General features: G+C 73.7%; 8 protein-coding genes. 4 read left to right on the top strand and 4 right to left on the bottom strand.

Features of this window, described 5'->3' with window-relative positions:
• Positions 1 to 127 precede the first annotated feature (127 nt).
• Positions 128 to 1,132, bottom strand: coding sequence for a methionine synthase (locus ABT053_RS14250; protein WP_350969428.1), 1,005 nt, complete (start codon positions 1,130 to 1,132; stop codon positions 128 to 130).
• A 386-nt stretch (positions 1,133 to 1,518) separates the two neighbouring features.
• Between ABT053_RS14250 and ABT053_RS14245 the strand changes: the two genes are divergently transcribed.
• From ABT053_RS14245 to ABT053_RS14235, 3 genes are all read left to right on the top strand, one after another.
• The gene (locus ABT053_RS14245; protein ID WP_350969427.1) at positions 1,519 to 2,892 is read left to right on the top strand and encodes a S8 family serine peptidase; all 1,374 of its coding nucleotides are present in this window, start codon (positions 1,519 to 1,521) and stop codon (positions 2,890 to 2,892) included.
• Between the two features lie 147 nt (positions 2,893 to 3,039).
• Positions 3,040 to 5,280, top strand: coding sequence for a serine/threonine protein kinase (locus tag ABT053_RS14240; RefSeq protein ID WP_350969426.1), 2,241 nt, complete (start codon positions 3,040 to 3,042; stop codon positions 5,278 to 5,280).
• A complete protein-coding gene (locus ABT053_RS14235; RefSeq protein WP_350969425.1) occupies positions 5,280 to 5,639 on the top strand; it encodes a YbaB/EbfC family nucleoid-associated protein in 360 nt (119 codons plus the stop codon). The genes ABT053_RS14240 and ABT053_RS14235 overlap by 1 nt, the downstream gene beginning before the upstream one ends.
• Before the next feature lie 120 nt (positions 5,640 to 5,759).
• Here ABT053_RS14235 and ABT053_RS14230 read toward each other — a convergent pair whose 3' ends face one another.
• From ABT053_RS14230 to eccCa, 3 genes are all read right to left on the bottom strand, one after another.
• A complete protein-coding gene (locus tag ABT053_RS14230) occupies positions 5,760 to 6,698 on the bottom strand; it encodes a WXG100-like domain-containing protein (RefSeq protein WP_350969424.1) in 939 nt (312 codons plus the stop codon).
• Positions 6,695 to 7,078, bottom strand: coding sequence for a hypothetical protein (locus ABT053_RS14225; protein ID WP_350969423.1), 384 nt, complete (start codon positions 7,076 to 7,078; stop codon positions 6,695 to 6,697). The genes ABT053_RS14230 and ABT053_RS14225 overlap by 4 nt, the downstream gene beginning before the upstream one ends.
• Before the next feature lie 86 nt (positions 7,079 to 7,164).
• Complete coding sequence (gene eccCa, locus ABT053_RS14220) at positions 7,165 to 11,133, bottom strand: type VII secretion protein EccCa (protein ID WP_350969422.1); 3,969 nt, start codon at positions 11,131 to 11,133, stop codon at positions 7,165 to 7,167.
• A 446-nt stretch (positions 11,134 to 11,579) separates the two neighbouring features.
• Here eccCa and eccD point away from each other — a divergent pair, with 446 nt between their 5' ends.
• Positions 11,580 to 12,965, top strand: a complete 1,386-nt coding sequence (eccD, locus tag ABT053_RS14215; RefSeq protein WP_350969421.1) for a type VII secretion integral membrane protein EccD — start codon at positions 11,580 to 11,582, stop codon at positions 12,963 to 12,965.
• Positions 12,966 to 12,976: the final 11 nt, after the last annotated feature.

Below are 12,976 nucleotides of genomic sequence, written 5' to 3'. Positions count from 1 at the left end.
ATCTTCGAGCACCGACAATGGAACCCCGCCATTGCCCCGAGTTGGACAAGCCTCGCCGCTCCCGTACGACACCGGCCGGGCGGGGTCGCGAGCGGCGTGCGGGAGCCGGTGCGGCCCCCCGTACGGATCACTCGCCGGGGTCGTCCTGCAGGACGCGGGCGGCCTTGCGGCAGGTGGCCAGGGCGGTCCTGGCGTAGGCGGGCGAGGCCCCGGCCAGACCGCAGGCGGGGGTGAGCACGACCTGCGAGGCCAGGGTCGAGACGGGGAAGCCGAGGCGGCGCCAGAGCTCGACGGCGGGCTTGGCGACCACGTCGACGTCGGGGAGCTTGGCGTCCACGCCCGGCACGACCCCGAGGAACAGCGCGGTCCCGGCCTCGACGGTCTCGCCGATCGCGTCCTCGTCGCGCCTCCTCATGAGGTGGGCGTCCAGCGAGACGGCCCCCACGCCCGCCGTGCGCAGCACCCCGAAGGGCACGCCGGGGGCGCAGCAGTGCACGACCGTGAACGTCCCCGCCGGGAGCACCCCGCCGAGCCGGTCGGCGACGACCTGGCGGTCGACGGCGGCCAGCCGCCCGAAGCCCGAGGCGGTCGGCACCGTGCCCCTGAGGACGCCGGGCAGCCCCGGCTCGTCGACCTGGACCACGATCCGCGTGGCGCCGGGCACCCTGCGGCGCACGTCGGCGACGTGCGCGGCGAGCCCTTCGGCCAGGGAGTCGACCAGGTCGCGCACCGCGCCCGGGTCGGCGAGCGTCTTGTCGCCGTATCGGAGCTCGATCGCCCCCGCCAGCGTCCACGGCCCGCACACCTGGATCTTGAAGGGCCCCTCGTACCCCTGGGCCACCTCCTCCAGCCCGTCGAGGTCGCGGACGAGGTGGTCGCGGGCGCGCTTGAAGTCGCGGCCCGGTCTGTCGGCGAACCGCCAGCCCGACGGCTGCACCTCGACGGGCAGTTCCAGCAGGAGTGACGCGGTGCGCCCGATCATGTCGGCGCCGACACCGCGGGCGGGCAGCTCGGGCAGGTACGGCAGCGCGGGCGAGGTGTCGAAGACGACCCTGACCGCCTCCGCGTGGTCCTCTCCCGGGTGCGACCCGATGCCGGTCGCGGTCGCCTCGCCCCATGGGTACTGGCTCAAGCCTGCTCCTGGTCTCGCATCGGTCCGCGTCAGTCGGGGTCGGTCGGGTCAGTCGGGGTCGGTCGGGTCGGTCGGGTCAGTCAGCGTCGGTTCGCGTCGGTCCACTCCGGTTCGCGCCGGTTGGCGCCGGTTGGCGCCGTCACGTGGGCGGGATCCGCCGGTGCCTGCCCGGCTCGCCCGCCCACGCCAGCTTACGACCGCCGGGTCGCGCCTCCGGCCGGGAGAATCCCGCCGCGCCGTGACGGCACGCGATCAAGCTGAGTAGGGTGCTGCCCGGTATTCACCCGTTTCTGGGGTCTTCTCGCTCCGGAGGCGTCTCGGCGTGGGGGCCGTTTCGCCCGGGGACCGTTTTTCTGGGTCGTTCTGGATCGTTCTGGGGGCGTTTCGTGATCGGTCGGATGTTCGTCACGGTGCTGGTGCTGGCGGCGGTCGCGGCACCACCGGCCGTGGCCGGGGTGGAAGTGAGCGCGACGGGAGCAGGCACGACGGGAGCGGACACGGCGGGAGTGAGCACGGCGGGAGTGGACACGGCGACGCGGGCCGGGATCGCGGGAACCGTCCCGGCGGTTGAGACGAAGACCGCGGGAACCGTCTCAGCGGCGAGGGCGGGGACCTCGGTGGCGAAGGCGGGCACCGCGGGGACGGCCACGGAAACAGCCACGGGGACGGCCGCGGGGACGGCCTCGGCGCCGGTCAGGTGCAATCCCGGGCGCGGCACGACCAGCATCGGGGAGTCCTGGGCCCAGCGGCGGCTCAGCCTCCCCGAGGTGTGGGAGCTGACCAAGGGCGCCGGGGTGACCGTCGCGGTCGTCGACAGCGGGGTGGACGCCAGGCACCCCCAGCTGAGGAGGACCCGGTCGATCGACCTGACCGCCACCGGGGCCCGCGACTGCCTCGGCCACGGTACGGCGGTGGCGGGCATCATCGCGGCGGCCGAGATGAAGGGGGTGCCCTTCACCGGGGTCGCGCCGCAGGCGAAGCTGCTCTCCATCAAGCAGACCTCGGACGGCACCGGCGACGTGGGCCGGCTGGCCCTGGCCATCGTGCGGGCCGCCGAGCTGGGCGCCGACGTGATCAACGTGTCGGTCGAGGCGCGCGACCAGGTCGACCTGCGCAACGCGGTCACCTACGCCCTCGCCATGGACGCGGTCGTGGTGGCCGCGGCCGGCAACGTGCAGAAGGAGGACGGCACCCCGGGGCCCGCCTACCCGGCCGCCTACGAGGGGGTCCTCTCGGTCGGGGCCGCCGGTCCCGACGGGGCGAGGGCCGACTCGTCCAACGCGGTCACCCCGGTCTCCGTCCTCGCCCCTGGCCGGGGCGTCACGAGCACCTGGGCCGGGCGGGCCTACCGGGAGGACCTGGAGGGCACCAGCTTCGCCGCCCCGTACGTGGCCGGGGTGGTCGCGCTGGTCCGCGCCCGCCACCCGGAGCTGGACAACGTGCGGGTGCGGCGGCGCGTCGAGCTGACCGCCAACGGCGGCGCGGGGGCGGGCACCGGGGCGGGGATGGTCAACCCGCTGCTGGCGGTCTCGGCGATCCTGCCGTCCGAGCAGGTGGCGCTCGCGCCGCGCCAGGCGGCCCCGCTGCCGGGGAACGCGGTGCGGCCGGCGCCCCCCGAGGACTCCCGGGCCATCTCGATCTCGCTCTGGGTCGCGCTGGGATCGCTCGCCGTGGGCGTCCTGGTCACCGTGGCGGGCATCGCCGTCCCGATGGGGCGCCGGAGGGGCTGGCGACCCGGCTCCGCGGAGAACCAAACATGACAAACGTATTAAAAAGACGATCTAGTGCGCCAAATTTGGTTGGATGGTGCCCGAATAGCTTAAAGCGGCTTTATTGACAGCTGTGCTGGAAGGAATGCAATGGGGTATTTGCACCCATTACTGCCTGAAGATCCCAAGCGTATCGGCGTGCACGTCCTGGTCGGCCGGCTCGACCCGGACCCGGAACACGCCGTCTACCTGGGACATCTTCCCGACGACGACACCATCCGCGTCATCCGCCTCCTCGCCGCCGAGCCGGAGGCCCCGGACCCCCGGGTGCGGGAGCGGATCACGAACGAGCTGCACGCCGCCAAGCGCGCGTCCGGGGCGCACACCGCCAGGCTGCTGGAGGTCGGCTGGTTCGACGACCGCCCGTACGTGGTCCGCGAGCACGTCGAGGGACCCACGCTGCGGCGGGCGGTGGCCGAGGACGGGCCGCTCACCGGTGACGCGCTGGAGCGGTTCGCGGTCGGCACGCTCACCGCGCTGACCGCCCTGCACCTGTCCGGCCTCGCCCACGGGTCGCTCACCCCCGACACCGTGCTGCTCGGCCCGGACGGTCCCCGCGTCTTCGACATCGGGCTCGACCCCGTCACGGGCGAGCGGGAGCCGGACTACCGCGCTCCCGAGCACATCCGCGAGGAGGCGGCCGACCCCGCCGCCCCCTCGGCGCCGGAGGCGAGCAGGTCCGCGGACCTCTTCGCCTGGGCGGCCACGGTCGTCTACGCCGCGACCGGGCGACCGCCCTTCGGCGGCCGGCCGGAGCGGGTGCTGGAAGGTCCCGCGGACCTGACCGGCCTGCCCGCGGAACTCCGGCCCGTCGTCGTCTCCTGCCTGGACAAGCGACCGCAGGAGCGCCCGGACACCAAGACCGCCATGCTGCGCCTGCTCGGCGAGCCCGAGGCGCCCGGCGCGCCGGCTCCCCTCCACGGCGTCGCCTCCGAGCCCGCGCTCCCTCCTCTTCCCGGCCTCGTCTCCGGCATCGTCTCGGGTGCCGGAACGGGCATCGGAGACGGTGACGCCGCGGGGGCGCGGCCGGGTACGAACATCACGGGGGCCACGCTCGGGGACGACTCCCCGCCGGACGAGAACGCCCCCGGTGCCGCCGTACCGCGGCAGGCGGAGCCCGCGACGTCGGTCTGGGGAGCTCCGCAGCTTCCCCAAGGCGCGTCCCCCGCTCCCGGAGCCCCGGACCCGGCGCCCGCGAAGGCCGCCGGGACCCGTCAGAGGACGGGCAACTTCTCGATGGCGCTGGCCGCCTGCGTCGGCGTGATCGTCCTGCTCTCCGGGCTGGGCCTGTGGGCGGCGGGGCGGTACACCGCCCTGAGCGAGCTGGAGCGGGCCTCCGCCGACGGCGCGATCCCCGAGGTGTCGCTCGGGCTCGCGGACCAGTCGCGGAACGAGCCGCAGGGGCAGGACCCGGTGCAGAACACCGGGGACGACCCCGTCGGCAAGGTGACGGTGCCCTGGGGGACGACTCCCGACCCCAGGGTCGCGGAGGTGGGGCCGCTGCAGCTGCCCAGCGACGCCCCCACGGGCGTGCCCCAGGTCCCGACCATCGGCGCGTACACCAATCCTCCGGTGCCGGTGCCGACGGCGCCGCTCACCACGGTCCCGACCGTGCCCGTGGCGCCGACGCCCACGGCCGGGGTGCCCTCCGCCAACGCGTCGTCCACGACGTCGGTCCAGCCGACGCCGACGCCGAGCCCGTCCCTGACGGTCGAGCCGGAGCAGCCTCCGACCGGGACGCCGACGCCGGTCCCGAGCCCCACCCCCACCCCGGGCCCGCCGGGCACCCCGGGCCCCACCCCGACGCCGACCCTGCCCCAGGGAACCCCCGGCCTGACCCCCACCCCCACTCCTACCCCGACCCCGACGCCCACCCTGGCCAAGCCGTCCTTCAAGCCCTCGGAGGCCGTGAAGCCCTCGCAGACGGCGAGGCCCTCACAGCCCGCCAAGCCCTCGCAGACGGCCAGGCCGACGGCGCGACCGGCGTCGCCCACGCCCACGACCGTGAGGCCGTCGTTCCCGCCGTCGTCGCCGTCCTCGCCGCCGGAGCAGCGAGCCAACCCGCACACCGCGGAGAAGGTCTGCGGGCTGAACTACTCGGTGCAGCGGCAGGCTCCGTTCAAGGGCGGGACCGTCTACCAGCTCTTCAACGGCGTCACGAAGAACACCTGCGTGGTCGCGCTGAAGAACACGACCGTGGGCGTCGCGTCCCCGGTCTGGGTGACCCTGGAGGTCATGGGCAGCCCGGCCAAGACCGACCGCGGCAACTACGAGTACTACGCGGGCCCGGTCGTCCTCCCCGCGCAGGGCAAGTGCGTGCGCGTCAGCGGCGGCGGCCCCGCCGGTTCCTCCGCTCTCGGCTGGGGGAACTGCACGTAATGCGCGGCGAGCGGGAAAGTGCGCCGGGCGTGTCCGGCGGGCCGTACTCAGCGACCGGCGATCCGGAGACGGACCGGCTTCTCACGGTGATCGGGGAGCAGACGACCCGGATGGAGGAGGTCGGGCAGAGCCTGGCCGAGGCCAGGGGGCGCGGTGAGGCGGCCGGTGGACACGTGTCGGTGGAGGTGCTGGCCAGCGGCGCGCTGGCGGCCCTCCGCATCGACCCGCGCGCCCTCCGCCTGGGCTCCGAGGCCCTCGCGGAGGCGATCCTGGCGGCCTCGGGCGAGGCCACCAGGGACGCGGCCGAGCAGACCGGCGCGCTGCTGAACTCACTCCTGGAGGACCCCTTCAGGGACTGAGCCCGAACGCGGGGTCCGGCCCCGGGCGAAGGCCCGGGGCCGCACCTCCGGGGCCCTCGCTCAGCGGGTGGCTCACGAAGACCCGGTCGTCCACGACACCGGCGTTCCCGGGGCCCCCGCTCAGGCGGGGGGCTTGGCCGCGCGGGAGCCGTGCACGATGATCTTGGAGATCCACTGCTCCCAGGTGGGGAGGGCGGGATCCCCCTGGAGCGCGTTGTCCGTCACGGTGTACGTCCCCGAGCCGACCAGCCGCGACATCAGGTTGCCCGCCGCGTCGCTCGGGAACGCCTTGCCCCAGGGACCGATCTTGGTCAGGTCGAAGGCCGCGTTGAAGGCCATGTTGCTCGCGAAGCCCCGGCCGAACTGCTTGGTGTTCTCGCCCTCGCCCGTGACGTCGTTGCCGGTGAGGTCCTTCTTGACCCCGGCGAGCTCGAAAATGCTCCACTGGAGCACCTGCTGCCCGCCCGCGTAGGCCACGCTGTCGCCCAGGTAGTAGAACGAGTTGTAGATGATCTTCTCGACACTGATCTTGAAGAGCTTCTTCTGCAGGATCGCGCGGCCCTTGAGGAACCTGTCCATGATCTGCTTCTGCACGGCCGCCCCGATGCCCGCGGTGGCCCAGCCCCAGGCCACCGTGTAGACCATGTTCACCCAGGCCTGGATCGCGAGCACGATCAGCACGTACCGGGTGATCTCCACCGCGCGGGCGTAGTCGCGGCAGGCCGTGGCGATCGCCCGGCAGAACCTGGCGACCTCGCCGGGGTAGGGACGGAGCTTGCCCGTCCACAGCGCGCGGAACTCCTGCACGGCCGCGCCGCCGTTGTTCTTCCAGACCTGCTCGGCGACACCGTTCGCGTCGGCTCCGGCGCGTTCGATGGTGTCGGCGAGGCCGTCCCAGATGTCCGCGGCGCTGCGCAGCTTGTCCGGGTCGCCCTCCGGCCAGCTCACGCCGAGCATGGACGTGACGAACGCGGCGCCGCCGATGGAGCCGGCCCCCATCGCGGTCTTGACGGGGTTGGCCTTGGCGAACGCGCCCACCGCCGCCAGCGGGTTGCTCATTCGAGCTCGGCCTTGCTGACGGGAACGTCGATCTTGGGGCCGACGACCGCCTTGACCATCTCCCCGACCGTGGCCCAGTTGGCCCCGGTGACGTTGTCGCCGACCAGGCCCAGGTTGTCGCCGATCTTGCGATAGCCGTCCCTGATGCCCTCGACGTGGGTCTTCGCCTCGTCCCTGGCGGCGAGATAGCCCGTGCCGCCCGAGGCGCCCGCGAACCTCTGGCCGGTCTCGTCGTTGCCCCAGAAGGCTCCCAGGCCGTCGAGGTCGGCCATGGCCTTGGCGAAGGCCCTGGCGAGCTCGTCGCTCTCGGTGTGGAAGTCTTCCTTGCGTTTTTTCAGATCGGCCGGACTGATGTCCGTCGGCTCCGGAGGAAATGACAAGAGAGCCCCCTGAACGTCACACACGTTGAGGGAGTGAAACTAGTCATCCATTGTTACGAGTAACACCCTCTTCTGTTGCTTTCCGTTCACTTCTCCGGACCGGGCTGGGGAACGAACGCGGTCTGGATGAGGCGCACGCCGTTCCTGCGGTCGGAGAGGTAGGCGCGTCCCGGCGGCAGCGCGTGCGGGCGCACCCCGAACAGCACGCCCTCGTCCTTGTGGCCCGACATCATGACGGCCGGGGTGGCCATGTCCTTGAGCCGCTGGAGCACCGGGTCGAACATGGCCCGTCCCGCGCCGCCCATCGCGCGGGCCAGCACCAGGTGCAGGCCGATGTCGCGGGCCTGGGGCAGCAGGTCGAGCAGCGCACCGAGCGGGTTGGCGCCCGAGGCCACCACGTCGTAGTCGTCCACCACGATGTAGATGTCCGCCCCCTTCCACCAGCCGCGCGAGCGCAGCTCCTCCGGGGAGAGGTTCGCCGGGGGGAGCCGCTTGACGAGCGACTCCCTGATCTCGCCGATGAACTCGGTGGCGGCGGTCGAGGAGGCCGCGTACCCGATGCGGTGCTCGGTGTAGGCGGCGTCCAGCAGCGAGCGGCGGTAGTCGATGACGACGAGGCGGGCCCGCGCGGGCTCGTGGCGGGCCACGACCCCCTCGGCCACCAGGCGCAGCAGGTTGGACTTGCCGCTCTCGTTGTCGCCGATGACGACCAGGTGGGGATCGGCGTCGAAGTCGGCGAGCACCGGCGACAGGGTGCTCTCGTCGATGCCCAGCGGGATGCGCGCGCCGGTCTCCTCGGGTCCCGGCAGGCTCTCCGGCGCGAGGACGGCGGGCAGCAGCCGCACCCGGGGCGCGGGCGGGCCCTGCCAGGCGGCGGCGACGGACTCGACCATCGCCCGGGTCGCGACGGGCAGGTCGTCGCTCCGGTCGCCGCCGTCGACGCGGGGCAGCGCGCTCAGGAAGTGCAGGCCGTCGCGGGTCAGGCCGCGTCCGGGCACGCCCTCGGGAACGGCCATCGCGGTCCTGCGGTTCACCTCGGACTCGTAGGCGTCGCCCAGCCTCAGCTCCACCCGGGAGCCGAACAGGTCGCGGATGGACGGCCGGAACTCCGACCACTTGTTGGTCGCCGCGACCACGTGGATGCCGTAGCCGAGACCTCGGGCGGCCAGCTCGGTGATCGTGGGCTCCAGCGACTCGAACTCCTGGCGGACCGTGAGCCAGCCGTCGACCACGAGGAAGACGTCCCCGAAGCCGCCGGGGTCCACGGTCCCGGCGGCGATCTGCCGCCGGTAGGTGGTGATCGAGTCGATGCCCCGCTCGGCGAACTCCCGCTCCCGCCGCGCGAGCAGCGCGGTGACCTCGGCGACGGTACGGCGGACCCGGTCGGCGTCCATCCGGTTGGCCACCCCGCCGACGTGCGGCAGGCCCTCCAGCGAGGCGAGGGCGCCGCCGCCGAAGTCGAGGCAGTAGAACTGCACCTCGGCGGGGGTGTGGGTGAGGGCGAGACCCGCGATCAGCGTGCGCAGCACGGTGCTCTTGCCGCTCTGCGGCCCCCCGGCCACGGCGAGGTGCCCGGCGGCGCCAGACAGGTCCACCCAGTACGGGTCGCGCCGCTGCTCGAAGGGACGGTCGACGACGCCGAGCAGCGCGTGCAGCCCCCCGCGTCCCTGCCAGTGCGCGGTCGTCAGCCCGTGGTCCGGGGTGACGGACAGCGGCGGGAGGATCTGGTCCAGCGAGGGCGGCTCGGCCAGCGGCGGCAGCCAGATCCGGTGCGCGGGCGGCCCCTGCCCGCCCAGCCTGCGGACCACGACGTCGAGCAGCGTGTCGCGCCCCGCGCCGGTGACCGTCTCCGGTTCCTCCTCGGGCTCGGGCTGGACGGGAGGCGCGATGTAGGCGGGACCGTACGGGACGATCCGCCGCCCCTCCGCGCGCTCGCGCCGCACGACCCGCCGCTCGGGGGTGTAGGGCCCGGAGACGTACGCGGCCTTGAAGCGGACCATCCCGGTGGTGTCGAACTTCAGGAAGGCGTTGCCCGGCGCCGAGGGCAGCTCGTAGGCGTCGGTCACGCCGAGCACCACCCGGCTCTCCATCGCCGAGAAGGTCCGCAGGCCGATCCGGTACGACAGGTGGGTGTCCAGGCCGCGCAGCCTGCCCTCCTCCAGCCGCTGCGAGGCCAATAGCAGATGCACCCCCAGGGACCTGCCGAGGCGGCCGATCATCACGAAGAGCTCGATGAACTCGGGCTTGGCCGAGAGCAGCTCGCTGAACTCGTCCAGCACCACGAACAGGGTCGGCATCGGCCGCAGGTCGGCCCCCTGCTCCCTGGCCTGCTCGTAGTCGCGCAGCGAGGCGTAGTTCCCGGCGGCGCGGAGCAGCTCCTGGCGCCGTACCATCTCGCCGTGCAGGGCGGCGTGCATGCGGTCGACGAGCGGCAGCTCGTCGGCGAGGTTGGTGATGACGGCCGCGACGTGCGGCAGCGAGTCCATGCCCAGGAAGGTCGCGCCGCCCTTGAAGTCGACGAGCACGAAGTTCAGGACCTCCGACGAGTGCGCGACGGCGAGCCCGAGCACCAGCGTGCGCAGCAGCTCGCTCTTGCCGGAGCCGGTGGCGCCGATGACGAGGCCGTGCGGGCCCATGCCGCCCTGCGCCGACTCCTTGATGTCCAGCTCGACCGGGCGCCCGTCGGTGCCGACGCCGATCGGCACCCGCAGCCGGTTGCGCGGCGCCCGGGGACGCCACAGCAGCGCCGGGTCCAGCCCCGCCGCGTCGCCGAGCCCCAGCAGCTCGGCCAGCGTGGTGTCGGCGGCGAGCGCGTCGCCGCCCCCCGCCCCGGCCGGGGAGCCGCGCAGCGGGGCCAGCCGCCTGGCGAGCCCGTCGGCCTGCAGGTACGAGAACCGGTCGGGCCTGCCGAGCGGCGTGACGACCTCCTTGCCCGCCTGGTCCGTGGTGACCCGGCTGAACGACTCCTCGGTGACGCGCAGCCTGAGCATCGTCTTCTCCCCCGCCGGGGTGGTGGTCCCGTCGAGGTCGATGAGGGTGACCCCCTCGATCGCGTCCGCGCCCAGCGGGGAGTCCTGCGGGACGTGCCCGCCGTCGATGATCACGATGTGGTACGGGAGCGCGTCGGCGGAGATCCCCGGCTTGAACCGGGCCCGGTTCTTGAAGTCGGCGCCCAGCAGCCGGTCGAGCTCGCCCAGGTCGTCGGTCATGAGGCGGACGGGTCCCGCCGCGTCGGTCTCGTGCGGGTGCAGGGCGTGCGGGAGCCACTTGATCCACTCCCAGTGGGCCATCCACTCCTTGGACGCGCACACCGCGATCCTGAGCTCGTCCGGCGAGTGGAAGACGGCGAGCTGGCCGACGAGCGCCCTGACCATGTCGCGGACGGCCGACTCTGGGCCGGTGGGCCTGACCCTGGCGAAGGAGTGCAGGGAGATGGCGATGGGCAGGTCCGCCACCGTCGAGTGGGCGCGGACGAAGCGGCGCAGCGCCCCGGCGGACATCGCGTCCAGGTCCTCGACCGGCTTGGACTCCGGCGGGATGAGCTGGACGGCGAGGCGCTGGGAACCGGTGCCCACCCGGACGGCGCCGAAGTCGGCGTCCGAGGGCCGCCGCTCCCACAGGCGGGCGCTCAGCGCGATCGCCCAGAGGGCGTCGGGGTCGGGTCCGTTCCAGTCGAGCGCCTCGCGCTGCCTGCCCGCCGCGCGCCTGACCTTGGCGCGGGTCTGGGACAGGTAGCGGAAGTAGTCGCGGCGCAGGCCGTTGAGCCGCTGCTTGCGCTCCCCGCCCGCCCGGCCCATCTGGCCGACGGTCATGCCGACCATGGAGAGCGCGAACATGCCGCTGGCCACGTACATGATCGGGTTCCCGCCGCCGCCCCCGGCGAACATCAGCCCCATCGCGGCGCCGCCGGCCACCATCGGCAGGTACATGAGCACCTGCGTGAACCCGGCCGAGGTGGTCTCCGGGATCTCGGGCGGCGACTCCAGGAGGATCTCGCCGCGCGGTGGCGCCGGAGGCGGACGCCGCTCGGGACGCCGGACGACCACGATGCCCACTTCGCCCCCGATGTGAGTTAAGCAAATAATGTCCAGTCCGGATTACCGTAGCGAAACCGCCCCCCGGGTTCGACGAAATCTTCGAGAACACCCCGGGACCGATACCGGGACCGCCGGGCGGGTGGGTGGAAGAGCGATCGCCGGAGCGTGAATCCCGGCACCTCGTGGGCCGGACGGACGCCGCGTGATCGCGGGACGAACACCGTGAGCCCGGCGGCCCCGGTGGATGCCCGGTAGTCGCAGGGTGAACACCACGGACTCGATGTCTGCTGATCGCAGGGTGAACGCCGTGAACCCGGTTACCCCGGTGGACACCGCGTGATCGCGGGACGAACACCTTGACCCCGGTTACCCCGGTGGACGCCGCGTGATCGCGGGGTGAACACCGCGGCCCCCGCGACCCCGATGGGTGCCGGGTGATCGTGGAGGTGGCTACCATGCGCCCTGTGAACCAGGTGACCGCAATCCCCCTGTGCCGCATCACCGTCGTCACCCCGCGCCGCCGGGTCGACCTGGCGGTGCCCTCGGACCTCCCCCTCTCCCACCTGCTGCCCGACCTGCTCGCCGCCACCGGCGAGAGCGCCGAGGAGGTCGCGCCCGCGGGCGGCTGGGGGCTCCAGCGGATCGGCGCGGCCCCCATGCCCTCGGGCGCGGGCCTGTCCGAGCTGGGCATCAGGGACGGCGAGGTCCTCTACCTGCTGCCCCGCTCGTCCCAGCTGCCCGAGGCGATCTTCGACGACGTCGCCGACACCGTGGCGACCGGCGTGAAGGAACGGACCGGCCGCTGGCGGGCCGCGCACACCAGGGGCGTCGGGCTGGGCACCGCGGCGCTGTCGATGGTCGCCGCGTTCGCGGTGCTCGTGGTGAGCGGGCCGCCCTGGGGGCCGGTGGTCGCCTTCGCCGGGGCGTGCGCGATCCTCGCCGTCGTGGCGGGCGCCGCGCTCTCCAGGGCCGTGGGCGACGGCCGGGCCGGCGCGACCATCGGCTACACCGCGCTGCCCCACGCCTTCCTGGCCGGGGCCTGCGTACCCGCTCCCCCCGCCGGTCCCGCCGCGTTCGGAGCGCCCAACCTGCTGGCCGGGTTCGCGGTGACCGCGCTGGTCGCCACCGTGACCGGCTGGATCGTCGCGGAGGGACTGCCCAACTTCTTCGGGGTCGGGCTGGCCGCGGTGATCGGGACGATCTGCTCGGCGGTCGTCATGTTCACCGGGGCGCCCGCCGCCGGGGTGGCCGCGCTGGCCGCCGCGGTGACCCTGGCCTGCGCCCCCCTCATCCCGACGACGGCCTTCCGGCTGGCGCGGCTCCCGCTGCCCGCGCTGCCCGCCAACGCCGAGGAGCTGCGCGCCGACACCGACGACATCGACGGCGCGGACATCCGGCGGCGCGCGACGGAGGCCGAGCGGTTCGCGACCGGCCTGACGTCGGGCGTCGCCCTGGTGGCGCTGGGCACGCTGCCGGTCCTGCTCACCGCGAGCGGGTGGACCGCCCCCGCGACACTGGTCACGCTCTCGCTGGCGCTGCTGATGCGCGCCCGCGTCTTCCAGGGGACCGGCCAGCGCCTCTGGCTGCTCGGCTCCGGGCTGACCGGGCTGCTGGCGCTGACCCTGGGCGTGGCGCTCACCGTGCCGGACTCGGCCTTCGCGGTGACGATCGGCCTGGTGTGCGCGGCGGCGCTGGCGGGCGGGATGGCGCTGTTCCTCCCGAAGCGGCGCCCCTCCCCGTTCTGGGGACGCGCGGGGGACGTCGTGGAGTTCTGCCTGATCCTCGCCCTGCTCCCGCTCGCGCTCGGGGTGATGGACGTGTACGCGGCGATCAGGGGCCTGTCGGGCTGACCGGGGGGTTC

The organism is Streptosporangium sp. NPDC002524 (genome assembly GCF_040295985.1).
Classification (GTDB): Bacteria; Actinomycetota; Actinomycetes; order Streptosporangiales; family Streptosporangiaceae; genus Streptosporangium.
The sequence above is the reverse complement of the archived record's forward strand: the minus strand, read 5'-3'. Positions and strand labels throughout refer to the sequence as shown.